A 25099-nucleotide genomic window follows, 5' to 3' on the forward strand; every position below is an offset into this window, starting at 1 on the left:
GGGCCGGCCGGGGGTCCCGGCGGGCCGCCCCTCGGGCCCTGACGTCAGGTCACGGCAGGTCGAGCACCTGGGCCCGGCGGTCCGCCGGGTTGAGGTGGTAGAGCAGCAGGAGCCGGGAGCCGTCGCCGGGCGCGCGGTGCACGTCGAGGAAGGTGCCGGGGCCCGCCGGGGTGACCATCGCGACCGGACCGGCGAGGCCGGACCGCACGGTGAGGGCCGGGTGCAGGACGTCCAGCGGGACGGTCGGACGGGTGCCGCGCAGGCCGATCGAGGAGAAGGAGTCGGCCGGGTCGGGCGTGCCGGAGGCGGCCACGCCGGTCCAGCCCCCGTACCGGACGGTGCTGTGGCCGGGCCCGACGCCGGGCAGGGCGCCCAGCCGGACCGGGAGCACCACCACGTCGCTGTCCAGCAGCTCGGTGTCGGTGTCGCCCCAGCGGGCGTTCAGCGGCTGGACGTCGAGTTCGGCGCCGGTGCGGGCGTCCAGGGCCCGGGAGACCAGGACGTCGCTGCCGCGCAGCCGGTCGGCCTTGAGGATCACGTCGGTGACGCCGTCCCCGTCGGTGTCCAGCGACACCCGCACCCCGTACAGCCCGACCGGGGTGGCCGCGGGGGCCCACAGCCGGGCTCCCACGTACAGCAGGTCGGAGTCGGCGGCCGCGCCGACGGCCCGCAGGTCCGCGACCCGGTCGCCGGGGTGTTCGACGCAGAGTTCCTGGGGCGGCTCGGCCGACTCCCCGGCGTCCTCGGGCCGGACGCCCGCGCCGGGGCCGACGGCCTTGCCGTCGCCGGGTCGGCAGTCCGGCCAGCGGGCGCCCTCGCCGCCGAGGGCGAAGGCGCTGACCAGTCCGGGTGCCGCGCCCGGCGCGGCGCTGCCGCCGAGGGTGACCAGGGTGCCGTCCCGGGGGGTCCGGGCGGAGGCGGTGACGCCGAGGTCGCCGGTGGGGCGCGGGGCGGCGAACACCGGGACCCGCAGCTGCGGCAGGGCCCCGTCGGTGACCGGGCTGAGCAGCACGCGGCCGGACAGCTCGCCCCGGTAGCTGCGGGCCCGGCCGCCCTGCTCGGTGTCGATGGTCGGATCGGGCGTGCGCCCCAGCCGCCCCGGGACGGACAGCGTGACCCGCACCCGCGCGGTGCCGCCGGCCGGCACCTCCACCCGCGCCGGGCTCACCTCGAAGGCGGCGCCCGGCAGTTCGGTGGCGGCCGCGTAGCCGGTGCGGTAACTCAGCGGCGCGGACGCGTGGTTGGCCAGCTCGATCTCGCGGACCAGGGCGGTCGGCCCGCCGACCTCGACCGGCCCGTAGGAGACCCCGACGCCGCCCGGCGCCGCGCCCTCCCCCGCCGCGTAGGCCACCACCGGGGTGCGGACCGCTCCGTCGACCCGGGCCCGCCCGGCGCCGGTGCGCTCGGGGCCGTAGACCGGCCCGCTGCGGTCGTCGCCCAGGTAGGTGTCCGTGCTGGTGTTCATCAGGGCGGCCTTGACCTGCTCGACCGGCCAGTCCGGGTGGGCGGCGCGGACCAGCGCGGCCAGTCCGGCGACGTGCGGGGTGGCCATCGAGGTGCCGTTCTCGCGCTGGCCGCCGGTGCCGCTGCCGACCAGGGCGGACCAGATGGTCTCCCCGGGGGCGGCGAGGTCGGGCTTGACCACGCCGGGCAGGCCGATGCCCCGGGAGGTGAAGTCGGTGAGGGTGTCGACCCGGGCCGGCTGGTTCCGCGCGACGGAGCCGTGCAGCGGATTGCCGGGCGCGGCGAGCCGGACCCGGACGTCGCCGTCGGCGGCGGCCTTCACCAGCCGTTCGCCGTCCGCGCGGCCGAGCAGGACGGCCGGGATCCGGTCGTTGCCGGAGATCTCGGCCAGGTGGTCGCTGTCCGCGGCGTAGAGCGCGCCGATCGCCCCGGCGTCGGCGGCGTGGTCGGCCCGCGGGCCGGAGTTGCAGGCCCGGTCGGGGTCGCGGGTGTTCCAGGTGAGCACCGCGATCCGGCCCTTGAGGCGCTGCTGGTCGGCCGCGCTGAACTCGGTGCAGCCGTCCGCCTGGTCGGCGGGCACGGCGAGCCCGCCGGTCACCTCGGTGGTGCTCCAGCCCTGGTAGCGCTCGCTCCAGTGGCCGGGGACGACCCCGGCCTGCGCGGCGGGGGCGAGCACGGTGATGCCGTCCACGTCGGCGTGCCCGTGCACGGAGGCGGCGACGGTGACCGCCCGCACGGCCGTGCCGGGGCTGCCGCCGATGCCGTACACGTCGCCCTCGTTGCCGGCCGCCGCGACCACCACGGTGCCCAGTTCGGCGAGCCGGTCGACGGCCAGCGCGTCGGCGTCGTCGGGGCTGCCGAAGCGGCTGCCGAGCGACAGGTTGACCACGTCGAGCCGGTCGCCGAGGTCGCCGTCGCCGTTCGGGTCGGCGGCCACGTCGAGGGCCTGGGCGAGCCGGTCGGTGGAGCCGTCGCAGCCGAACACCCGGATCGCGTAGAGCTGCGCGCCGGGGGCGGCGCCGGGGCCGATCCGGAACGAGGCCGGGTCGAGCCCGGGCCGGTACGGGCCGGCGTACGGGTGGCCGTCGGCGGTGACGCCGTACCCGGCGGCCGTCCCGGCGACGTGGGTGCCGTGCCCGTTGCGCACGCAGTCCAGCGGGTTGTCGCTGGGGTGCGGCACCGGCTGGTGGTTGGGGGCGGCCGGGTCGGGGTTGTAGTCGTCGCCGACCAGGTCCTTGCCGCCGACCACCTTGGCGTTGGGGAACAGCGCGGCCGGGGCGGGCTTGCCGCGCTCGACGGAGCGGAAGGCCTCCTCGGTGCCGGGGCCGCCGAAGTCGGCGTGGGTGTAGTCGATGCCGCTGTCGATGATGCCGATCCGTACGCCCCGGCCGGTGTTCCCGTCCGGCGCGGTGTCGCCCGACCAGACCTGGGGGGCTCCGGTCAGCGGGACGGAGTAGGCGTTGTCGCGCTGCTTGTTCACGATCGGGTGGACGGCCCGGACGCCGGGCAGCGCCCGCAGGGCGGGCAGCCGGTCGGCGGGGAGGCTGACCGCCAGGCCGGTGAGCAGGGTGCGGGTGCGGTAGAGCTCGCGGGCGGCGGGCGCCGACCGGTGGACGGCCCCGGCCAGCCGGTCGAGCGCGTCCCCGGCCCGGGAGCGCTGGGCGGCGCCCGCCCGGGCGGCCTCCCGGCGGACGGCGTCCGGCGAGCGCCGGGCCCGCCGGGCGCCGTCGGCGGCGCTGCGCCAGGCCGGTCCGGCCGCCTCGGTGTCGAGTTCGAGCAGGACGGAGGCCGTCCGGCCCGGTGGTCCTGCGCTGGGTGGCCCGGCGCTGGGCGGTCCGCCCGCGGCCGGGGTGGCGGCGAGCGCAGCTCCGGCGGCCAGCAGGACCAGGGTGAGGCCGATCCGGGCGACCGGTCGGCGGACGGGTGGCAGACGCACTGGTGGCTCTCCCCCGGGAGGGGGACTGATCCGCACGCCGTGTCGCAGACGCCCGCCCACGCGGACGTCGATCACCCTTCCGGGGGCCCCAAATTAGGATGATCGCGATGACGGGCGCGAGCGCCTTCCCTCGAACGGGTCCGGTTCGCACCCGATGGAGTGACGCGGCGTCAGCCCGGTCGGCTCAGTAGGCCGATCAACGCCGATCGGCGGTCCGGTCGGTGGCACCGACCGGCGGCACCGGCCGGCCGCGGCCGCGCTCAGCTGTGCCCGGTGGCGCCGCCGTTGTCCCGGCGGTCCAGCGAACGCTGCAGCGCGGCGGCGGCGAAGGGGTTCCGCTCGCTGGCCCGGCGGCGGCGCGGGGCGCGGACGGGGGTGGCGGCGGGGGCGGGGGTGGCGTGGCGGTCGGCGGTGGTGGGCATACCGGGCTCCTTGGAAGCGGCGCGCGGGCAAGCGCGGCAGGGGGTGGGAGAGGTACGCGCGGGGGCAGGGGTCGCCTGCCCGTGGGGGCGCACGCGCACACGGGCCGCACACCCTGGCTACAGGGGCGGCACACCGTATGGCCCTTCCACGGTACGACCCCGCCCCGGCCGTGTCTGCACGAATACTTGGATTTCCTAGTATCTGAGACGGCTGTCACCCGGGGGAACGCACCAGGGCCCGGACCGCCGATGGAACGGCGGTCCGGGCCCTGGTCAGACCAGTACGGGGGTCAGCCCAGGTCGACCGAGCGCGCGAAGCGGGCGCCGATCTCGGCGGCGATCGCCGTCAGCACGTCCTGCGGGATCTCGCTGTCCACGGTGATCGAGGCGAGCGCGCTGCCGCCGTCCCGGGCGACCTGCATGCCCGCGATGTTGATGCCCGCGTCACCGAGGTGGCGGCCGAGCACGCCGACCACGCCGGGGCGGTCCTCGTACTTGAAGAAGGCCATGTGGTCGGTGAGCGCCACGTCGACGTCGAAGGTGTCCACGCCGACGATCTTCTGGGCCTGCTTGGGGCCGGCCAGCGTGCCGGAGATGGCGATCTCCTCGCCGTTGCCGAGCGTGCCGCGCACGGTGATCACGTTGCGGTGCTCGGCGCTCTCGCTGGAGGTGGTCAGGCGGACCTCGACGCCGCGCTCCTGGGCGAACAGCGGGGCGTTGACGTAGGACACCGTCTCCGCCACGACGTCCTCGAACACGCCCTTGAGCGCGGACAGTTCGAGCACCTTCACGTCGTGCTGGGTGATCTCGCCGCGGACCTCGACGTCCAGCCGGACGGCCACCTCGCCGGCCAGCGCGGTGAAGATCCGGCCGAGCTTCTCGGCCAGCGGCAGGCCCGGGCGCACGTCCTCGGCGATCACGCCACCCTGGACGTTGACGGCGTCCGGTACCAGCTCGCCGGCCAGCGCCAGGCGCACCGACCTGGCGACCGCGATGCCGGCCTTCTCCTGTGCCTCGTCGGTGGAGGCGCCCAGGTGCGGGGTGGCGACCACGTTGTCGAAGGCGAACAGCGGGGAGTCGGTGCACGGCTCCTTGGCGTAGACGTCCAGGCCCGCGCCGGCCACCCGGCCCTCGCGCAGGGCGGCGGCGAGCGCCTCCTCGTCCACGATGCCGCCGCGGGCGGCGTTGACGATGCGCACGCTCGGCTTGACCTTGTGCAGCGCCTCGTCGCCGATCAGGCCGATCGTCTCGGGGGTCTTGGGGAGGTGGACGGTGATGAAGTCCGAGACCTCCAGCAGCTCCTCCAGCGAGACCAGCTTGACGCCCATCTGGGCGGCCCGGGCGGCCTGGATGTAGGGGTCGTACGCGACGATCTTCATCCCGAACGCGGACATCCGCTGGGCGACCAGGACACCGATCCGGCCGAGGCCGACCACGCCGAGGGTCTTCTCGCTCAGCTCGACGCCGGTGTACTTGTTGCGCTTCCACTCGCCCTGCTTGAGCGCCGCGTTGGCCGGGGCGATGTTGCGGGCGACGGAGATCAGCAGGCCGCAGGCGAGCTCGGCGGCGGTGACGATGTTGGAGGTCGGCGCGTTCACGACCATCACGCCGGCCTTGGTGGCGGCGGCCACGTCCACGTTGTCCAGGCCGACGCCGGCCCGGGCGACCACCTTGAGCTTGCGGGCGACGGCCAGCGCCTCGGCGTCGACCTTGGTGGCGGAGCGGATCAGGATCGCGTCCACGTCGGCGATCGCGGTGAGCAGCTCGGTGCGGTCGGCGCCGTTGCAGTGGCGGATCTCGAAGTCGGGGCCGAGGGCGTCGACGGTGGCGGGCGACAGCTCTTCGGCGATCAGTACGACGGCGCTCTTGGAGGTCACAGTGCTCACGACAGTGTTGTCCTTAACTGTCCGGTTCCCCGGCGCACGTAGGTGGCGTGTGAGGGCGGGGAAGGTGGCATGGCCGCGTAGGTAGACGCACGACGCTGTGGGCCTGACGCGCACTCGGGAGTGTATCGACGGGCTGGGTACCAGGCTGCTCCCGTCCGGCGAAATCACCCGGACGAGAGCAGCCTACTTGTACAAGGAAGTTACAAAATACGGGACGAAAAGGCTCAGGCCTTCTCGTTGACCCAGCTCATCAGCGAGCGGAGCTTCTTGCCGGTGGTCTCCAGCAGGTGGTCCTCGTCGGCCTTCTTGTACTCGTTGTACTTGGGCAGACCCGCCTTGTACTCGGCGATCCAGGTCTTGGCGAAGGTGCCGTCCTGGATCTCGGCCAGGACCTTCTTCATCTCGGCCTTGGTGTCGGCGGTGATGATGCGCGGGCCGGTGACGTAGTCGCCCCACTCGGCGGTCTCGGAGACCGACCAGCGCATCTTCTCCAGGCCGCCCTCGTACATCAGGTCGACGATCAGCTTGAGCTCGTGCAGGCACTCGAAGTAGGCGATCTCCGGCTGGTAGCCGGCCTCGACCAGGGTCTCGAACCCGGCCTTCACCAGGGCTGCGGTGCCACCGCAGAGGACGGCCTGCTCACCGAACAGGTCGGTCTCGGTCTCCTCGGTGAAGGTGGTCTTGATGACGCCGGCCTTGGTGGCGCCCAGGCCCTTGGCGTAGGACAGCGCGAGGTCGAAGGCCTTGCCCGAGGCGTCCTGCTCGACCGCGACGATCGCGGGGACGCCGCGGCCCTCCTCGTACTGGCGGCGGACCAGGTGGCCCGGGCCCTTCGGGGCGACCATGCAGACGTCGACGTCCGCCGGGGGCTTGATGAAGCCGAAGCGGATGTTCAGGCCGTGCCCGAAGAACAGGGCGTCGCCCGCCTTCAGGTGCGGCGCGATGTCGGCCTCGTAGACGTCGGCCTGGATCGGGTCCGGCACCAGGATCATGATGACGTCGGCCTCGGCCGCGGCCTCGGCGGGGGTGACCACGCGCAGGCCGGCCTCCTCGGCCTTGGCGCGGGACTTGGACTCCGGCTTGAGGCCGACCCGGACGTCGGCGCCGGAGTCGCGCAGGGACAGCGCGTGGGCGTGGCCCTGGCTGCCGTAGCCGATGACCGCGACCTTGCGGCCCTGGATGATGGACAGGTCGGCGTCGTCTTCGTAGAACAGCTCGGCCACGGGGGCACATCTCCTTGCGTGTTGGTGCCGGGTACGCGGTTTCCTACCGTATGCGCACCCGGCGCGGTGCGGTCGTTTACTTCAGAAGGTGAGACAGCGCTGGGGTCAGGCGCTGCGGTCGAGGGCGCGCAGCGAGCGGTCCGTGATGGAACGCGCGCCGCGGCCGATGGCGACCAGGCCGGACTGGACCAACTCCTTGATGCCGTAAGGCTCCAGCATCCGGAGCATGGCCTCCAGCTTGTCCGAGCTGCCGGTGGCCTCGATGGTCACCGCTTCCGGCGACACGTCGACGGTCTTGGCACGGAACAGCTGGACGATCTCGACGATCTGCGACCGGGTCTCGTTGTCGGCGCGGACCTTCACCAGGACCAGTTCCCGCTGGATCGCAGCGGCCTGGTCGAGTTCGACGATCTTTATCACGTTCACGAGCTTGTTGAGCTGCTTGGTGACCTGTTCCAGCGGGAGGTCCTCGACGTTGACCACGATCGTCATCCGGGACACGTCCGGGTGCTCGGTCGGGCCGACGGCGAGGGAGTCGATGTTGAAGCCCCGACGGGAGAACAGCGCGGCGATGCGGGCGAGCACGCCGGGCTTGTTCTCGACCAGGACGGAGAGGGTGTGCTTGGACATGTGGTTCCTCAGTCGTTCCGGGGTGTCAGGGGCCGTCAGTCGAGGTCGTCGCCGAAGTCGGGCCGGACGCCCTTGGCGAACTGGATCTCGTCGTTGCTGGTGCCGGCCGCGACCATCGGCCACACCATCGCGTCCTGGTGGACGATGAAGTCGATGACCACCGGGCGGTCGTTGATCTCCATCGCCTGCCGGATGACCGCGTCCAGGTCCTCGGGGCGCTCGCAGCGCAGGCCGACGCAGCCCATCGCCTCGGACAGCAGGACGAAGTCGGGGATCCGGGTGCCCTGGGCCGGCGGCGCGATGCCGTCGTGCTCCGGGCCGGAGTGCAGCACGGTGTTGGAGTAGCGCTGGTTGTAGAACAGCGTCTGCCACTGCCGGACCATGCCCAGCGAGCCGTTGTTGATGACCGCGACCTTGATCGGGATGTCGTTCAGGGCGCAGGTGACCAGCTCCTGGTTGGTCATCTGGAAGCAGCCGTCGCCGTCGATGGCCCAGACCGCGGACTCCGGGCGGCCCGCCTTGGCGCCCATCGCCGCCGGGACGGCGTAGCCCATGGTGCCGGCGCCGCCGGAGTTGAGCCAGGTGCCGGGCTTCTCGAAGCGGATGTACTGCGAGCTCCACATCTGGTGCTGGCCGACGCCCGCCGCGTAGATCGCCTCCGGGCCGACCAGTTGGCCGATCCGCTCGATGACCTGCTGCGGGGAGAGCTGGCCGTCCGGGGCCGGCTCGAAGCCCAGCGGGTAGGTCTTCTTCCACGCGTCGAGCTTCTCCCACCACTCGGCGTAGTCGCCCTTGTGGCCGGCGTCGAACTCGGCCTGGACGGCGACGATCAGGTCGGCCAGCACCTCGCGGGCGTCGCCGACGATCGGCACGTCCGCCGGGCGGTTCTTGCCGATCTCGGCCGGGTCGATGTCCGCGTGCACGATCTTGGCGTACGGGGCGAAGCTGTCCAGCTTGCCGGTGACCCGGTCGTCGAAGCGGGCGCCGAGGGTGAACAGCAGGTCCGACTTCTGCAGCGCGGTGACGGCCGGGACGGAGCCGTGCATGCCGGGCATGCCCAGGTGCTGGGGGTGGCTGTCCGGGAAGGCGCCGAGGGCCATCAGGGTGGTGACGACCGGGGCGCCGGTCAGCTCGGCGAGGATCCGCAGCTCGGCGGTGGCGTTCGCCTTGAGCACGCCGCCGCCGACGTAGAGCACCGGGCGCTTGCTGCCGACCAGCAGCTTCGCGGCCTCGCGGATCTGCTTGGCGTGCGGCTTGGTGACCGGGCGGTAGCCGGGCAGCGCGGTCTCGACCGGCCAGCGGAAGGTGGTGGTGGCCTGGAGGGCGTCCTTGGCGATGTCGACCAGGACCGGGCCGGGGCGGCCGGTGGCGGCGATGTGGAAGGCCTCGGCGATCACCCGGGGGATCTCGGCCGGATCGGTGACCAGGTAGTTGTGCTTGGTGATCGGCATCGTGATGCCGCAGATGTCCGCCTCCTGGAAGGCGTCGGTGCCGATCGCCTTGGAGGCGACCTGGCCGGTGATCGCGACGATCGGCACGGAGTCCATGTACGCGTCGGCGATCGGGGTGACCAGGTTGGTGGCACCGGGGCCGGAGGTGGCCATGCAGACCCCGACCCGGCCGGTGGCCTGGGCGTACCCGGTGGCGGCGTGACCGGCGCCCTGCTCGTGCCGGACCAGGATGTGGCGCACCTTGACCGAGTCCATCAGCGGGTCGTACGCGGGGAGGATGGCCCCGCCCGGGATGCCGAAGACGGTGTCGGCACCCACGGCCTCGAGCGAGCGGATGAGCGACTGGGCGCCGGTCATGGTCTCGGCGACGTGCTGGGGAGCCTGGGCGGCCGGGGTGTCCCCGCGGCGGGGGGATGCGGCGTGCTCGGTCATCTGCCTGTCTCTTCTCGGGTTTTGCCGGCCCGGTGCTGCGGGCCCCGGTGCTGCGAGGGTGGGGTCCCGGTCCGGGCCGATCGCCGGCTCTGCCTCAATCGTCCCGCCGATTCCGACGAGTCGGACGTCTCGGGGCGGTCGGGGCCAGGGGTCTTGCGGTTGGAACAGCGTCAGTGCAACAAAAAACCCCTCGTGCCCAAGGGCATGCGAGGGGTGGCGCGTCGGTCTGTCACGAGCGGGGCTTGCGAGCCCACTCAGCCGACGCGCCCGCCAAGTACGAGAATTCGGGTGCGCATGGCAACGACCTTCCTCCCGTCCGGGGTGGCGTGTCAAGCAGGTGGGATGACCGTCTCGCCATGCGGACCGGCTCCCGGACCGGTCACGGCCCGGTGTTCGGGCAGGTCGGGGGCCCCGTGGTGGGGTACGGCACGGCCCCCCTGGGCGTCCGGGCGGCCACCCGTCCGGGTGTCCGCGGCCAGGTAGCCGCGGCGGGCGGAGAGCGTGCCGAGCGGCTTGGGCAGCGGGTAGCCGCGGCGGGCCAGCGCCCGGCGCAGCCGGGTCTCGTCCAGCGGCGGGGCGAAGGCCGAGCCCTGGCCGAACCGGCAGCCCAGCTCCTGGAGGGCGGCGACCTGCCGGGGCAGGTCCACCCCCTCGGCGGCGGTGGCCATCCCGAGGTCCCGGCCGAGCCGCAGGGCGTGCCCGGCCAGGGTGCGGCTGAGCCCGGACTCGCCCAGGTCCTGGACCAGCGTGCGGTCCAGCTTGAGCCCGTCCAGCGGCAGTCGGGCGAGCGCCCCCAGCGAGCCGCTGCCCGCGCCGTAGCCGGCCAGCCAGGTGGAGACGCCGAGTCTGCGCAGCGCGGCCAGCCGGCGGCCGAGCTCGTCCGCGAGCGGGTCCGGGCCCATCCGGGCCACCTCGATCACCAGCTCGCCGGCCGGCAGCCCGCTGTCGCGCAGCGCCGCGGCCACCGTCTCGTACAGGCCGGGCGAGCAGAGCCGCTCGATCGAGAGCCGGACGGCCACCGGGACGGGCGCCGGGGCGCCGGGGCGCCGGCCGGCCGGGTCGCGGCGGTCGGCCGCGGCCGCCACCGCCTCGTGCACCAGCCAGCGGGAGAACCGGGTGGCCGCGTCGCCGTGCTCGGCCGAGCGCATGAACTCGGCCGGGGTGAGCAGCAGCCCGCCCGCCGAACGCCAGCGGGCCTGGGCCTCGACGGCGGTCACCGCGCCGCTGGTCAGGTCCACCACGGGCTGGTGGAGCAGGGTGAAGCCGCCCTCCCGGACGGCCACCCGCAGCCGTTCCTCCAGCTCGGAGCGGCGCTCCAGGTCGGCCCGCATCGCGGGGGCGTAGAGCACCACCCGGCCCTTGCCCTCGGACTTGGCCCGGTACATCGCCAGGTCGGCGTTGCGCATCAGCTCGTCGGCGGCGGCCCTGGGGTCGGCGGCCGGGCCGCGTTCGGGGGTGCCGAAGGCGATGCCGATGCTGGCGGCGACGCCGAGTTCGACGCCGCCGATCCAGTACGGCTCGGAGAGCGCGACCCGCAGCCGCTCGGCCAGTTCCTGGACCTGGAGCCGGCCGAGCGGGCCGCAGACCAGCGCGGCGAACTCGTCGCCGCCGAACCGGGCCACGGTGTCCCCGCAGCGGACGGCGCCCTGCAGCCGGCGGGCCGCCTGCACCAGCAGCTCGTCCCCGACCTGGTGGCCGGCGGTGTCGTTGACCGCCTTGAAGCCGTCCAGGTCGAGGAAGAGCACCGCGATGCCGGCGCCCGTCCCGCCCTGCTGGCCGCGGGTGCCGAGGGCGCCGCGCAGCCGCTGGGCGAACAACGCCCGGTTGGGCAGGTCGGTGAGCGGGTCGTGGAAGGCGTTGTGCTGCAACTGGGCCTGGAGCATGACGCGTTCGGTGACGTCCCGGCTGTTCAGCAGCAGCCCGTCGCGGTGCCGGCTGACGGTCGACTCGACGTGCAGCCACTCCCCGATCCCGGAGCTGATCCGGCACTCCACCCGGGCCGAGGGCTCGACCGTGCCCGGGGTGCGGTGGGCGGCCAGCCGCACCCGCGCGAGGTAGCGGCGGACCTCGGCGAGCACCCGGTCCACGTCCTCGGGGTGGACCAGGTCCAGCAGGTTGCCGCCGACCAGTTCCTCCGGGTCCCGCCCGTAGACGCCGAGCGCCGCCGGGGAGACGTACGAGAGCACGCCGTTGGCCCCGGCGATCATGATGACGTCGCTGGACCCCTGCACCAGGGAGCGGAAGTGCGACTCCTTGTGGGCGAGTTCCTGGGCCAGCGAGAGGTTGTCGAGCAGCATGACGCCTTGCCTGAGGATCAGTGCCAGCCCGACGGTGCACGCGGCCGCGGCCACCACGCGGTCCAACTGCCGTCCGCCGAGGGCGTTGTAGAGGATTCCGGCGGTGCACACCGCGGCCGCCGCGTAGGGCGTGAGCGCACTGAAGGTGGTGGCCACCCGGCGGCGCGGCAGGCCGCCGGCCGAGGGGTGCTCGCGCAGCGGGCGGCGCCAGCGCGAGGACCACGGCGCCCACGCGAGCAGCAGGCTGCCGGAGAACCAGCCGGCGTCCAGCAGTTCGCCGGAATGGTAGTTGCTGTGCAGCTCCGGGGAGGTGAACAGGGCGTCGCAGATGACCGTGACGGCGAGCGCGATCATCGCGGTGTGCACCGCGGCCCGGTTGCCGTCCCGGCCGCCGAAGCGCAGTCCCACCACCAGGCTGACCAGCAGGATGTCCAGCACCGGGTAGGCCAGATTGAGGGCCAGCCGCAGCGGGGAGCCGTCCTCGCCGGCCGCGATCCGGCCGAGCGCCAGGCTCCAGCTGAGGGTGAACAGCGAGCCGGCGATCAGCCAGCCGTCGAGCAGCAGGCACAGCCAGCCGGCCGCCGTCCGCGGGTGCTGGGCGAGCACCAGCACGCCGGTGATGGCGAGCGGGGCGAACAGCAGGAAGGCGTACGGGGCGAGCGAGTTCTGCGGCAGCGCGGTGCGCACGACCACCTCGTACCAGCCCCAGGTGCCGTTGCCGAAGGCCACCATGAGCGAGGAGAGGCCGAACAGCAGCCAGGCCGGGCGGGCGTGGCCGGCGACCGTGCAGCCGTACACCAGGCAGGACAGCGCGGCCGCGAGGGCCGCCGCGGCGAGCCCGAAATCACCCATGAAGGCGGCGAGTTGGTGGGATCCCCAGCTGGTGGCGGCGCCCAGCGCATAGGCCAGGCAGAGCACGCCGAGGACCAGGCCGGGCAGCGAGCGGCTCTCCCGGAGCCGGCCCAGCGGACCGCGTCCGACCGGCCCCGGCGGCTCGGGCGCGGACGTGTCGGCGGGCGGCACGCCCGGTCGTCCGGATCCGGGCAGCACCGTATCGGTGGAGCTCACTCGGCCTCTCCCCCTCCGGCCCGGGGCCTGGCGCCCCGGCCACGGACCACCGGCCGCGCACCTCTCGACCGTACGCGGTGGCCTGGCGCCCCGTCGGGACGGCGGCCCAGGGGGTGGGCGGCCGTCCGGCCACCGCACCGCACCGATGCTCCCGGTCGGGACCCTACACCAATTCCGTCACTCAATGACACGCACACTCAACTTAGAGTAATGGCGACAGAGCGGGGAAAGGCACCCGATTCCGACCGATCGGCCCGGTTGGCGGCGGCGCGCGGGCAGGGGCTCACGCGGCGCGCACGGGAGCACGCAACGGCGCCCGGCCACCCGGGCGGCCCCGGCCGCCGACCGTTCGGGCACGGTCGGCGACCTGCGGGTTCACCGGCCCGAGGGGGCCGGGTCGTCGGGGAACAGCCGCAGCCGGTGGGCCAGCGCGGCGGCCTCGCCACGGCCGCCGACCTCCAGCTTTCCCAGGATGTTGGACACGTGCACGCTTGCGGTCTTCGGAGAGATGTACAGCTCCTCGGCGATCTGCCGGTTGGTCCAGCCCCGGGCGAGCAGCCGGAGCACGTCCCGCTCACGGGGGGTGAGCCCGAAGGAGTCCCCGACCGCCGGGGCCGGTCCCGCCGCCGCGGCCGGGCGCTCCACCGGGGCCAGCGTGAGCCCCGCGCGCTCCGCCAGTGCGGTGACCTGGGCCGCGAGCGGCCGGTCGCCCCGGGCGGTCGCCAGTTCGCCCGCCTCGCGCAGCAGTTCGGTCGCGGCCTCGCGCCGCCCGGCCCGCACCTGGGCCTCGGCGCCGCGCAGCAGCGCGAGCGCCAGCGGGTACGGCAGCCCGGTCGACCGCAGCTCGGTGGCCGCCTCCGCCCACTGCCCGGTGGTGTCCGCGGCCGCGGCCCGGGCCAGCTCGGCCTCCAGCAGCCGGGCCCAGCCGTGGTGCAGCGGCGACTGGGGCCGCAGCTGGGTGGCCGCGGCGGCGATCGCGGTCAGCGCCTCGGCCCGGCCCGCGCCGGTCTCCGGCACGCCCAGGCTGTCCGCCTCCACCCCGGCGGCCTCCACCAGCAGCGGGTAGACGTCGGACTCGTAACCGAGCCGCCCGTCCTCCGCGAGCGCGGCGAGCAGTTCCGCCCGGGCGTCCAGCGGCCGCCCGTTGTGCGCGGCGATCCGCACCGCCAGGCGGCTGATCGGCACGCTGTGCTGCGCCTGGCCGAAACGGTTCGCCGACCGGGCCTGCGCCAGCATGGTCGCCGCAGTCGCGAAGTCCCCGCGCAGCACGGCGAGGTCGCCGCGCATCCGGTCCAGGAACTCCGCGTGGGAGCCGGGCAGGCCGATCAGCTCGCTGGCGGTGAGCAGTTCCTCCGCCTCCCGCACCTGCCCGAGGTCGGCGAGCGCCTCGACCAGGTTGCCGGTCAGGATGTTGCCGATGTTGCGCTGCAGCCCGTTGCCGTCCGCGAACTCCAGCCCCTCCCGGGCCAGTCGGACGGCCTCCTCGGCCCGGCCCAGTCCGCGCTGCATGCTGGCCAGGTTGTTGATGCCGCGCAGCAGGAGGTCCGGGATGCCCAGCGCCCGGGCCCGCTCGACCGCGGCCGTCAGCTCGGCCAGCCCGCCCTCGGCGTCGCCCAGCAGGTCGTAGCGCAGGCTGCCGAGGGTCATCCGGGCGTGCACCTCGACCGAGTGGGCGCCGACCTCCCGGGCGATCCCGATCGCCCGCTCGGCCAGTTTGAGGTGTTCGAGGCGGGGCGCCCGGACCACCGCCACGCCCGCGGCCAGGGCGAACACCTCGGCCTGGGTCGCGGACGGCGGCAGGTGCTCCACCAGCCGGTGGGCGCGGGTGATCTCCTCGTCGTCCCCGGAGCGGCGCAGGTTGCCCAGCATCCGGGCCCGGTTGATCCGGAACCAGGCCGCGCGCACCGGGTGCTCGGCCTCGTCGACCAGCCGGATTCCGCGCTTGGCCAGGCTCAGCCCGCGCTCGCGGTCACCGCAGCGCCGGGCCGCGACCACCGCCTCGGCCAGCACGTCGACCAGCTGGATCCGGTCGCAGTCCGCGTCCGCGGGGCTGTGGTCGCAGGAGCCGGGCGGGTAGGTCTCGGCCCAGTCGTACGGGCGCAGGGTGTGCGCCAGCACCTCCTCGGAGACCAGGTCCCACAGCTCCAACCCCCGCTCCAGCATGCCGAGTTGCTCGGCGAAGGCGTTGCGGCGCCGGGCCGCGCGGGCGGCGTCCAGGGCGGTCGGCAGGGCCCGGGCCGGGTCGTGGGCGTGGTACCAGTAGTTGGCCAGCCGGGCGGGCAGCGCGTCGGCCGGGACGAGTTGCGGCCGGGCCTCCACCGCGAGCGCGAACTTGCGGTTGATCCGGTGCCGTTCGCCGGGCAGCAGGTCGTCCGAGACGGCCTCGCGGACCAGCGCGTGCCGGAACCGGTAGCCCTCGCCCTCGCTGTCCGGGCGCAGGATGTTGGCGCCGACGGCCGCCCGCAGCGCCTCGATCAGCGCCTCCTCGTCGTCGGCCAGGACGGCGGCCAGCAGGGCGTGTTCGACGTGCGAGCCGCCCTCGGCGGCGATCCGCACCACCTTCTGGGCCTCCTCGTCCAGGCTCTCCACCCGGACCAGCAGGATGTCCCGCAGCGAGTCGGTGAGGCCGGCGCCGCAGCCGTCCTCGAAGGCGGTGGCCAGCTCCTCGACGAAGAACGGGTTCCCCTCCGAGCGGCGCAGGATCCGGTCCACCAGCTGGCGGTCGGGGGCGCCCGTGCCGAGGATGCCGGCCAGCTGGGCCGCGACCTCGCGGCGGCCGAAGCGCTCCAGCTCCAGGCGCTGCACGGTGCGCAGCCGCTCCAGCTCGGCCAGGAAGGGGCGCAGCGGGTGGCGGCGGTGCAGGTCGTCGGTGCGGTAGGTGGCGACCAGCAGCACCCGGGAGCGGTGCAGGGTGCGCACCAGGAAGGCGAGCAGTTCGCGGGTGGAGCGGTCGGACCAGTGCAGGTCCTCCACGGCGAACACGAGGGTACGTTCCGCGCCGAACCGTTCGAACAGTCTTGCGGTGTGCTCGAACAGTCGGGCCCGGCCGTACTCGTCGTTGGGTTCGCCGTCCCCCTCGCCGAACTCGGAGAGCAGCCGGGCGAGATGGCCCTCGCTGCCGGCCGCGGCCGCCTCGAACTCGGCGCCCAGCGCGCGGTGCAGCCGGCGCAACGCGGCGGCGAGCGGCGCGTAGGGCAGGCCCTCGGCGCCGACCTCCAGACAGCTGCCGAGCGTGGTGACCGCTCCCCCGTCGGCGGCCCGCTGGAGGAACTCCTCCAGCAGCCGGGTCTTGCCGATCCCGGCCTCGCCGCCGATCAGCACGGCCTGCGGGCTGCCGGTGCCCGCCCGGCGCAGCGCGTCGGTCAGTTCGGTGATCTCGCTGCCGCGGCCGACGAAGACGGGACTCACCGATATCTGCTGCATGGAGGCGAGCATGCCATAGCCGGAGCCACTGGTGAGAGGGGTTATCTCGCGGGGCGAACGCCCGGAGGGGAAGGCGCTCCCCCGCGGCGCCTCCCCCTCCGGAACTGCATCGGCACCGTCCTGGTGCCGGGTCGTCAGCATTCCGTCTGACGCACGGGGCGACGCTGGAAGCGGGCGGCCACCGGACGGCGGCGCAGCCGGGCGACCTGCTTGGCCTCGCGGACCAGACGCTCGTGCTCGGCGCGGGCTTCGAGCTCGTGGGCGTGCTGCTGGATGAGCTGGTACTCGATCACTTCGGGTTCCCCCCTGGGGTTTCGCCTTCGTTTCCCTGACATGTAAGAGCTTCCTCCCCCAGTGGGGGGTGCCACATCGGGAGCGTGCCCCATCTTCCGAAGGCCGAGTGCCTTAGATTCGGCGCCAGAAAAGGTTTAAGGCCCCGTCTCACCTAGATACGTAGGTGAGACGGGGCCTTAGGCCTTACTTAGGGGGCCTTAGACGCCTTAGACGCCTTAGGAAGGCGGGCTTGACGGCCTAGGCCGCCGAGCCTTCTCAGGTGGCTCAGGCCGAGACGCCCAGCTTCTCCAGGATCAGGTCCTTGACCCGGGCCGCGTCCGCCTGGCCACGGGTGGCCTTCATGACCGCGCCGACCAGCGCGCCCACGGCGGCGACCTTGCCGTCGCGGATCTTGGCGGCGATCGCCTCGTTCTCGGCGATGGCCTGGTCGACCGCGGCGCCCAGCGCGGAGTCGTCCGAGACCACGGCCAGGCCGCGCTTCTCGACGACCTCGTCCGGCTCGCCCTCGCCGGCCAGCACGGCCTCGATGACCTGGCGGGCCAGCTTGTCGTTCAGCTTGCCCTCGGCGACCAGCGCGGTGACCCGGGCGACCTGCGCCGGGGTGATCGGCTGCTCGCTCAGCTCGGTACCGGTCTCGTTGGCGCGACGGGCCAGCTCGCCCATCCACCACTTGCGGGCCTGGTCGGCGGGGGCGCCGGCCGCGATGGTCTCCTGGATCGGCTCCACCGCACCGGCGTTGAGCACCGACTGCATGTCCTTGTCGGTCAGGCCCCACTCGGCCTGCAGCCGGGCGCGGCGCACCCGCGGCAGCTCCGGCAGCCCGGCCCGCAGCTCCTCGACCCACGCCCGGGCAGGGGCCACCGGCACCAGGTCCGGCTCGGGGAAGTAGCGGTAGTCCTCGGCGTTGTCCTTGATCCGGCCCGAGGTGGTGGAGCCGTCCTCCTCGTGGAAGTGACGGGTCTCCTGGACGATGGTGCCGCCGTCGGTCAGCACGGTGGCGTGCCGCTGGATCTCGAACCGGGCGGCCCGCTCCACGCTGCGCAGGGAGTTGACGTTCTTGGTCTCCGAGCGGGTGCCGAAGGTCTCGGTGCCGTTCGGGCGCAGCGACAGGTTGACGTCGCAGCGCATCTGGCCCTTGTCCATCCGGGCCTCGGAGACGCCCAGCGCCTTGATCAGCTCGCGCAGCTCGGCCACGTAGGCCTTGGCGACCTCGGGGGCGCGCTCGCCGGCGCCGACGATCGGCTTGGTGACGATCTCGATCAGCGGGATGCCGGCCCGGTTGTAGTCGAGCAGCGAGTGGGTGGCCCCGTGGATGCGACCGGTGGCGCCGCCGACGTGGCTGGACTTGCCGGTGTCCTCCTCCATGTGGGCGCGCTCGATCTCCACCCGGAAGGTCGTGCCGTCCTCCAGCTGCACGTCGAGGTAGCCGTTGAAGGCGATCGGCTCGTCGTACTGCGAGGTCTGGAAGTTCTTGGGCATGTCCGGGTAGAAGTAGTTCTTCCGCGCGAACCGGCACCACTCGGCGATCTCGCAGTTCAGCGCGAGGCCGATCTTGACGGCCGACTCCACGCCGATCGCGTTGACCACCGGGAGCGAGCCCGGCAGGCCCAGGCAGGTCGGGCAGGTCTGGCTGTTCGGCTCGGCGCCCAGCTCGGTCGAGCAACCGCAGAACATCTTGGTCTTGGTACCCAGCTCGACGTGGACCTCAAGGCCCATCACCGGGTCGTACGACGCGAGAGCGTCCTCGTAGGAGACCAGGTTCATGACGCTCACAGCGTCCCTTCTCACTTGAAGCTTGGGAGGTACGGGCCCGGCCGCCGCATCGCGCGGGGCCGGGCCGGGGCGCTCGGATCGACTCAGCCCAGCAGCACGTCGTCGGAGGCGAGCTGACGCAGCTCGCGCACCAGCAGGGCGGTGCCGGTGATCAGCGCGGCGGCGCCGACCAGGGCGTTGACCAGCTTGAGGGTGTCGCTCTCCTCGCGCGCCTTGCGGACGTCCTTGACCACGGAGATCGCACCGAACGCGCTGGTGCCGATGGACAGCCACAGCCCGGGCTTGCTGTGCTTGAACCCCTTGAGGGAGCTCTGGGCCTTGAGGGAGCTCTGGGCCTTGACGGAGCTCGGGGCCTTGGCCTTCTCGATCTTGCTCACAGTGCCGGTACCTCCTCCAGCAGGGTGTGCCCCCACTTGTCGTTGAGTGCGGCCTCGACGGCACCGCCCACGCGGTACAGGCGGTCGTCCGCCATCGCGGGAGCGATGATCTGCAGGCCGACCGGGAGATTGTCCTCCGGCGCCAGGCCGACCGGCAGCGACATGGCCGCGTTGCCCGCCAGGTTGGACGGGATCGTGCACAGGTCGGCCAGGTACATCGCCATCGGGTCGTCGGCGCGCTCGCCGATCGGGAAGGCGGTGGTCGGCGTGGTCGGCGAGACCAGCACGTCCACACCGGCGAAGGCGGCGTCGAAGTCCCGCGAGATGAGCGTGCGGACCTTCTGGGCCGAGCCGTAGTAGGCGTCGTAGTAGCCCGAGGAGAGGGCGTAGGTGCCCAGGATGATGCGGCGCTTGACCTCGTCGCCGAAGCCGGCCTCGCGAGTCAGCGCGGTGACCTCCTCGGCCGAGCGCGAGCCGTCGTCGCCGACCCGCAGGCCGTAGCGCATGGCGTCGAAGCGGGCCAGGTTGGAGGAGCACTCCGACGGCGCGATCAGGTAGTACGCCGGCAGCGCCAGGGTGAAGGACGGGCAGGACACCTCGACGACCTCGGCGCCCAGCTCGCGCAGCAGCTCCACCGACTCGTCGAAGCGCTGCATCACGCCGGTCTGGTAGCCCTCGCCGGCGAACTCCTTGACGACGCCGATCCGCATGCCGCGGACGTCGCGCATCCTCGCGGCCTCGACCACGGCCGGGACGGGCGCGTCGATCGAGGTGGAGTCCAGCGGGTCGTGGCCGGCGATGGCCTCGTGCAGCAGGGCCGCGTCCAGCACCGTGCGGGCGCACGGGCCGCCCTGGTCCAGGCTGCTGGAGAAGGCGACCAGGCCGTAGCGGGACACCGAGCCGTAGGTCGGCTTGACGCCGACGGTGCCGGTGACGGCGCCGGGCTGGCGGATCGAGCCGCCGGTGTCGGTGCCGATCGCCAGCGGGGCCTCGAAGGCGGCCAGCGCGGCGGCCGAACCGCCGCCGGAGCCGCCCGGGATGCGGGTGAGGTCCCACGGGTTGCCGGTCGGGCCGTAGGCCGAGTTCTCGGTGGAAGAGCCCATCGCGAACTCGTCCATGTTGGTCTTGCCGAGGATGACCACGCCCGCGTCCTTGAGACGGGTGGTCAGGGTGGCGTCGTAGGGCGGGATCCAGCCCTCGAGCATCTTGGACCCGCAGGTGGTCGGGATGCCCTTGGTGGTGAAGACGTCCTTGAGCGCGAGCGGGACGCCGGCCAGCGGGCCCAGCTCCTCGCCCTTGGCGCGCTTGTCGTCGACGGCCCTGGCGGCGGCCAGCGCGCCCTCGGTGTCGACGTGCAGGAAGGCGTTGACCTTCTTGTCGACGGCCTCGATGCGGTCCAGGTGCGCCTGGGCGACCTCGACGGCGGAGACCTCGCCCTTGGCGATGGCGCCCGCGGTCTCGGCCGCGGTGTACTTGATCAGCTCGGTCATCTCGGTCAGTCCTCCCCGAGGATCTGCGGCACACGGAAACGCTGCTCCTCGGCGGCGGGGGCGCCGGACAGCGCCTGCTCCGGGGTCAGCGACGGTCGCACCTCGTCCGCGCGCATGACGTTGGTCAGCGGCAGCGGGTGGGAGGTCGGCGGGACGTCCTGTCCGGCGACCTCGGAAACGCGGGCGACCGCGCCGATGATCACGTCGAGCTGCTCGGCGAAGTGGTCCAGCTCTTCGGGCTTCAGCTCAAGACGCGACAGCCGGGCGAGGTGGGCGACCTCCTCGCGCGTGATGCCAGGCATGCAGCGATCCTCAGGGTGAGTTCTGGTGAGACCCGGCGACGCCTGCGGCGGTGCCGGGCCCGGGCAGGAGCAGCCGGGTTCGGCGCTCCGTCCTCGTGGTCTTTGGACCCCATCCTATGGGGCCCGGCCCGGCCACCGGCCAACGAGTGGACCTGCGGCCCCGTTACCGTCCCCGTCGCCCCCGTCACCCCCGCCGCTACTGCGGCCCGGTACGGGCCCAACCCTGCGCGCCCGGCGTCTGGAAGCCGACCTGCGCGGCGGGCAGCGCCTGGCCGCGCTGCCCGGCCTGCAGGGCGGGCGGCAGCACCGGCGGGAGGGTCGGCGGCCGCACCGGCGACAGCGGGGACGGCCGGTCGGCCGGCTTGACCGCGGCGGCGCGGTCGACCGGCTTGATGATCGACGGGAGCTGCGGCGGCGCGCCGAGCCGCTCCACCGTCGGGGCGCCGGTGGTGCGGTGCACCCGCAGCCAGGCGGTGGCCTGCTCGGCGGGCAGCGCGGCGGACACCAGCCAGCCCTGGACGGCGTCCACGCCCATGCAGTGCAGCCGCTCCCAGGTCTCGTCGTCCTCGACGCCCTCGGCGACCACGGTCAGGCCGAGCGAGTGGGCCAGCTCGACCGAGCAGCGGACCACCGCCGCGTCGTGGTCGTCGGCGACCATCCGGGAGACGAAGGAACGGTCGATCTTGAGCTCGCCGACCGGCAGGCTGCGCAGCCGCACCAGCGAGGAGTGCCCGGTGCCGAAGTCGTCCAGGGACATCCCGACGCCGTAGCCGCGCAGTTCCGCCAGGGTGTCGGCGGCGCGCCGGGAGTCGTCCAGCAGCAGCCGCTCGGTGATCTCCAGCTGGAGCGCGTGGGCCGGCACCTGGTGGCGGACCAGGTGCCCGGCGACGCGCTGGGCGAAGCCGGGGTTGAGCACGTCGCGCGGCGAGACGTTGACCGCGACCTGCACCTGGAGGCCCTGCTCGCGCCAGTAGGCGAGCTGGCCGACCGCCGCCTCCAGCACGTAGTCGGTGAGCCGGGGCATCAGTCCGCTGGACTCGGCGAGCCCGACGAACTCGTCCGGGGAGACCTTCCCCTGCCCGGGCCGCTCCCAGCGCAGCAGCGCCTCCAGGCCGACCACCCGGCCGTCGAAGGCCACCTTCGGCTGGTAGTGCAGCTGCACCTCGCCGGTCTCCAGGGCCCGGCGGAGGTCCCCGAGCAGGCCGATCCGGTACGGGGTGTCGGCGTCCTGGGTCTCGTCGTACTGGGCGACCCCGCTGCACTCGCGCTGAGCGTGGCCCATCGCCACGTCGGCGCGGCGCAGCAGCGACTCGGCGTCCTGGGCGCCCTGCGGGTAGACGCAGACTCCGGCGCTGGCCTCCAGCACCAGCAGCAGGCCGTCCAGCCGGATCGGCGCGGCGAGTTCGGCGATCAGGGCCTTGGCGACCCGCTCCAGGCTGTCGGGGCAGTTGATGCCGGGGAGCAGGACGGCGAACTCGTCGCCGCCCATCCGGGCCACCATGGGGCGTCCGCGCCGGTAGTGCCGGGGCAGGCCGGCGAAGACGTCGTCGATGGACTCCCGGGTGGCGCTGCCGGCCGGGCCGCCGGAACGCAGCGCCCGGTGCAGTCGGCGGGCGATGTGAACCAGGAGGCGGTCACCGGCCGTATGACCAAGTGTGTCGTTGAGTGATCGGAAGCGGTCGAGGTCAAGCAGGATGAGACCGACGCTGTACCCTTCCTCGCGCTCGACGATCGCCTCCTGGGCGGCCAGCAGCAAGGCCTGACGGTTGGGCAGATCCGTCAGGGGATCGGTCAGCTGGTCGCGGGCCCGGTCCCGGGCGATCCGCCAGGCCGCCACCAGGACGGCCAGCGGTACCGCGAACAGCGGCAGCAGTTCGGGTTCGAACCGGTAGACCAGGACGGCCAGCGGGATGAGCGGCGCGGCTCCGGCCAGCAGCACGCCGAGCAGCAGGACCGCACCTGCCACCCCCTGCGGCGGGCGTGTGGGCGCGCCGCCGGTCGAACGATCCATAAGCCCTGTCCTCCGTCGGGCCCGCCCCGTCAGGCCGCCTTACGGTGAGGCACCGTGCCGGTACCGACAGCTGCCGGGCATGGAGCGACCCCGAGGAGCACCGGCTCGGCCGGTGCCCCCACCCCTGCTGACACTCTGTTGCGCTCCAGGGTATGCCGGGGTCTCCCCGGTGGGCAGACTTTCGGACAACCGGAAACGCGCCACCGCGCCCGGGTGTCGCACAGTGACACAATGCCCGCTTTCACCGGGCGGCACCCGGTGACGCCGCATCAGGACGATAACAACCCGGATCCGGCCGGCGGCGGCCCGGGTCCGCCCGGGGTCAGCCCTCCGCGGGTGCCTCGACGACCTCCTCCGCCGCGGCGGGCTCCGGAAGTCCCAGGTGGGCGCGGGCGGCAGACGGTCCGTCGGCGAGCAGCACCGCGAAGCCCGCGTCGTCCAGGACCGGCAGGCCGAGCTGAACTGCCTTGTCATACTTGGACCCTGGGTTATCACCGGCGACCACGAAGTCGGTCTTCTTCGAAACCGAACCGGTCACCTTCGCTCCACGCGAGGTCAGCGCCTCCTTGGCGCCGTCCCGGGTGTGGCCCGCCAGCGTCCCGGTGACGACCACGGTCAGGCCCTCCAGCGGGCGCTCCGCCTCCTCCTCGTCCGCGAACTCCTCGACGAAGCGGACCCCGGCGGCCCGCCACTTCTCCAGGATCTCCCGGTGCCACTCCTCCTCGAACCACTCCCGGATCGAGCGGGCGATGGTCGGGCCCACGCCCTCGACCGCCGCCAACTCCTCCTCGGTGGCCGAGAAGACCCGGTCCAGGTCACGGAACTCGCGCGCCAGCTCCTGCGCCGCCACCGGGCCCACGTGCCGGATCGACAGGCCGTTCAGGAAGCGCCAGAGCGGGCGGTCCTTCGCCCCCTCCAGGTTGTCCAGCAGGGTCTGCAGCGACTTCTTCGGCTCGCCCTTGGTCGTGGCGAAGAAGAAGACCTCCTTCTCCTTGCCCGTCCGGTCGTCCAGCTTGGGCATGCCGGTCTTCTGGTCGCGCACCAGCACCTTGATCGGCAGCAGCTGCTCCGCCGTCAGCCCGAAGACGTCCCCCTCGTTGTGCACCGGGGCCTCGGCCGGCTCCAGCGGCTGGGTCAGCGCGGTCGCCGCGACGTAGCCCAGCCCCTCGACGTCCAGGCACTGCCGGCCGCCGAGGAAGGCGATCCGCTCCCGGATCTGGGCCGGGCAGTGCTGGGCGTTCGGGCAGCGCAGGTCGATGTCCCCCTCGGACATCGGGCGCAGCTCGGCGGCGCACTCCGGGCAGTGCGAGGGCATCACGAAGGCCTGCTCGGTGCCGTCCCGCAGGTCGTAGACCGGGCCGAGGATCTCCGGGATGACGTCACCGGCCTTGCGCAGCACCACGGTGTCGCCGAGCAGGACGTCCTTGGCCTTGACCACGTCCTGGTTGTGCAGCGTCGCGTACTGCACCATCGAGCCGGCCACCTTCACCGGCTCGGCCAGCACCGCGTACGGGGTGGCCCGGCCGGTGCGCCCGACGCCGACCTTGATCTCGGCCAGCTTGCCGGTGACCTCCTCCGGCGGGTACTTCCAGGCGATCGCCCAGCGCGGGGACTTGGAGGTGGCGCCGAGCCGGCCCTGGAGGGCGATCTCGTCCACCTTGACCACGACGCCGTCGATCTCGTGCTCGACCGAGTGCCGCTGCTCGCCGAAGTACTTGATGAAGGCGCGCACGTCGGCCAGCGTGCCGACCACCTTGTTGTGCCGGGCGGTGGGCAGACCCCAGTCGTGCAGCAGCCGGTAGGCGTGCGACTGGTTGTCGATGTCGAAGCCGACCCGGGCGCCGATGCCGTGCACCACCATGTGCAGCGGGCGGGAGGCGGTGACGTGCGGGTCCTTCTGGCGCAGCGAACCGGCGGCGGCGTTGCGGGGGTTCATGAACAGCCGGATCATCGCCCGGGGCCGCTTGCCCTCCTTGGCGCGCTCCTCGTTCTCCTGCCGACGGCGCTCGTTCTCCGCCGCGAACGAGGCGTTGAGCGCGTCGAACTCCTCGGTCGGGAAGTAGACCTCGCCGCGGATCTCCACCAGCGCCGGGAGGTCGTCGCCCTTGAGCCGGTGCGGGATCTCCTTGATGGTGCGGACGTTGGCGGTGATGTCCTCGCCGACCCGGCCGTCGCCGCGGGTCGCCGCCTGCACCAACTGGCCGTTCTCGTAGGTGAGGTTGACGGCCAGGCCGTCCACCTTGAGCTCGCACAGGTAGTGGTACTCGATGCCGTGCAGCTCGGTGGCGACCCGGTCCGCCCAGGCGCCGAGCTCCTCGTCGTCCATCGCGTTGTCCAGGCTGAGCAGCCGCTCGCGGTGCTCGACGGCGGCGAACAGCGCGGTGGGGGCGCCGCCGACCCGCTGGGTCGGCGACTCCGGCGTCACCAGGGCCGGGTGCTCGGCCTCCAGCTCCTCCAGTTCGCGCATCAGCGCGTCGAACTCGGCGTCGCTGACGACCGGCGCGTCCTGCTCGTAGTACCGGGCGCGGTGGTCGGTGATCTCCTGCGCCAGCTCGGCGTGCCGCCGGCGCACCTCCGCCGGGACGTCCTCCCAGCCCTCGACAGCCGTCACCGCAAGCCC

The 25099-nt window shown here is 73.4% G+C and carries 14 protein-coding genes and 1 pseudogene; all 15 read right to left on the minus strand.

What is annotated here, in order from left to right; translation table 11 throughout:
* Positions 1-49: 49 nt before the first annotated feature.
* The 15 genes and pseudogenes from ACFXPX_RS31145 to ligA all read right to left on the minus strand — a co-directional run bounded on the left by ACFXPX_RS31145 (position 50) and on the right by ligA (position 25090).
* A complete protein-coding gene (locus ACFXPX_RS31145; RefSeq protein ID WP_380644181.1) occupies positions 50-3400 on the minus strand; it encodes a S8 family serine peptidase in 3351 nt (1116 codons plus the stop codon).
* 260 nt (positions 3401-3660) lie between these two features.
* Positions 3661-3822 carry a hypothetical protein gene (locus ACFXPX_RS31150; RefSeq protein WP_380532377.1) on the minus strand — a complete coding sequence of 54 codons (162 nt, stop codon included), beginning with the start codon at positions 3820-3822 and terminating at the stop codon, positions 3661-3663.
* A 290-nt stretch (positions 3823-4112) separates the two neighbouring features.
* Entirely contained in the window at positions 4113-5699 is a 1587-nt protein-coding gene (gene serA / locus ACFXPX_RS31155; RefSeq protein ID WP_375891560.1) for a phosphoglycerate dehydrogenase, read from the minus strand.
* Positions 5700-5932: 233 nt separating this feature from the next.
* Positions 5933-6931 carry a ketol-acid reductoisomerase gene (gene ilvC, locus ACFXPX_RS31160; RefSeq protein WP_375891552.1) on the minus strand — a complete coding sequence of 333 codons (999 nt, stop codon included), beginning with the start codon at positions 6929-6931 and terminating at the stop codon, positions 5933-5935.
* Between the two features lie 105 nt (positions 6932-7036).
* Positions 7037-7561 carry an acetolactate synthase small subunit gene (ilvN, locus tag ACFXPX_RS31165; RefSeq protein ID WP_097236150.1) on the minus strand — a complete coding sequence of 175 codons (525 nt, stop codon included), beginning with the start codon at positions 7559-7561 and terminating at the stop codon, positions 7037-7039.
* A 35-nt stretch (positions 7562-7596) separates the two neighbouring features.
* Positions 7597-9444 (minus strand): acetolactate synthase large subunit, encoded by a 1848-nt coding sequence (locus tag ACFXPX_RS31170; protein ID WP_380644182.1) that lies wholly within the window; start codon positions 9442-9444, stop codon positions 7597-7599.
* Positions 9445-9773: 329 nt separating this feature from the next.
* Positions 9774-12707, minus strand: a complete 2934-nt coding sequence (locus ACFXPX_RS31175) for a putative bifunctional diguanylate cyclase/phosphodiesterase (protein WP_380529002.1) — start codon at positions 12705-12707, stop codon at positions 9774-9776.
* 477 nt (positions 12708-13184) lie between these two features.
* Positions 13185-16232, minus strand: coding sequence for a helix-turn-helix transcriptional regulator (locus tag ACFXPX_RS31180; protein ID WP_375891550.1), 3048 nt, complete (start codon positions 16230-16232; stop codon positions 13185-13187).
* A gap of 134 nt (positions 16233-16366) precedes the next feature.
* A complete protein-coding gene (locus tag ACFXPX_RS31185) occupies positions 16367-16525 on the minus strand; it encodes a hypothetical protein (protein ID WP_375891549.1) in 159 nt (52 codons plus the stop codon).
* A 265-nt stretch (positions 16526-16790) separates the two neighbouring features.
* A complete protein-coding gene (gene gatB / locus ACFXPX_RS31190) occupies positions 16791-18299 on the minus strand; it encodes an Asp-tRNA(Asn)/Glu-tRNA(Gln) amidotransferase subunit GatB (protein ID WP_380528980.1) in 1509 nt (502 codons plus the stop codon).
* 83 nt (positions 18300-18382) lie between these two features.
* Complete coding sequence (locus tag ACFXPX_RS31195; protein ID WP_380644187.1) at positions 18383-18667, minus strand: hypothetical protein; 285 nt, start codon at positions 18665-18667, stop codon at positions 18383-18385.
* A 5-nt stretch (positions 18668-18672) separates the two neighbouring features.
* On the minus strand, positions 18673-20166 hold the full coding sequence (gene gatA / locus ACFXPX_RS31200) for an Asp-tRNA(Asn)/Glu-tRNA(Gln) amidotransferase subunit GatA (protein ID WP_380396893.1): 1494 nt from the start codon (positions 20164-20166) through the stop codon (positions 18673-18675).
* 5 nt (positions 20167-20171) lie between these two features.
* Complete coding sequence (gene gatC / locus ACFXPX_RS31205; protein WP_030057414.1) at positions 20172-20468, minus strand: Asp-tRNA(Asn)/Glu-tRNA(Gln) amidotransferase subunit GatC; 297 nt, start codon at positions 20466-20468, stop codon at positions 20172-20174.
* A 196-nt stretch (positions 20469-20664) separates the two neighbouring features.
* Positions 20665-22416 (minus strand): annotated as a pseudogene (locus ACFXPX_RS31210) (putative bifunctional diguanylate cyclase/phosphodiesterase); the annotation flags it as partial.
* A gap of 385 nt (positions 22417-22801) precedes the next feature.
* Entirely contained in the window at positions 22802-25090 is a 2289-nt protein-coding gene (gene ligA / locus ACFXPX_RS31215) for an NAD-dependent DNA ligase LigA (RefSeq protein WP_380528984.1), read from the minus strand.
* Positions 25091-25099: the final 9 nt, after the last annotated feature.

The sequence above is a fragment of the Kitasatospora sp. NPDC059146 genome, assembly GCF_042786665.1.
Lineage (GTDB): Bacteria > Actinomycetota > Actinomycetes > Streptomycetales > Streptomycetaceae > Kitasatospora.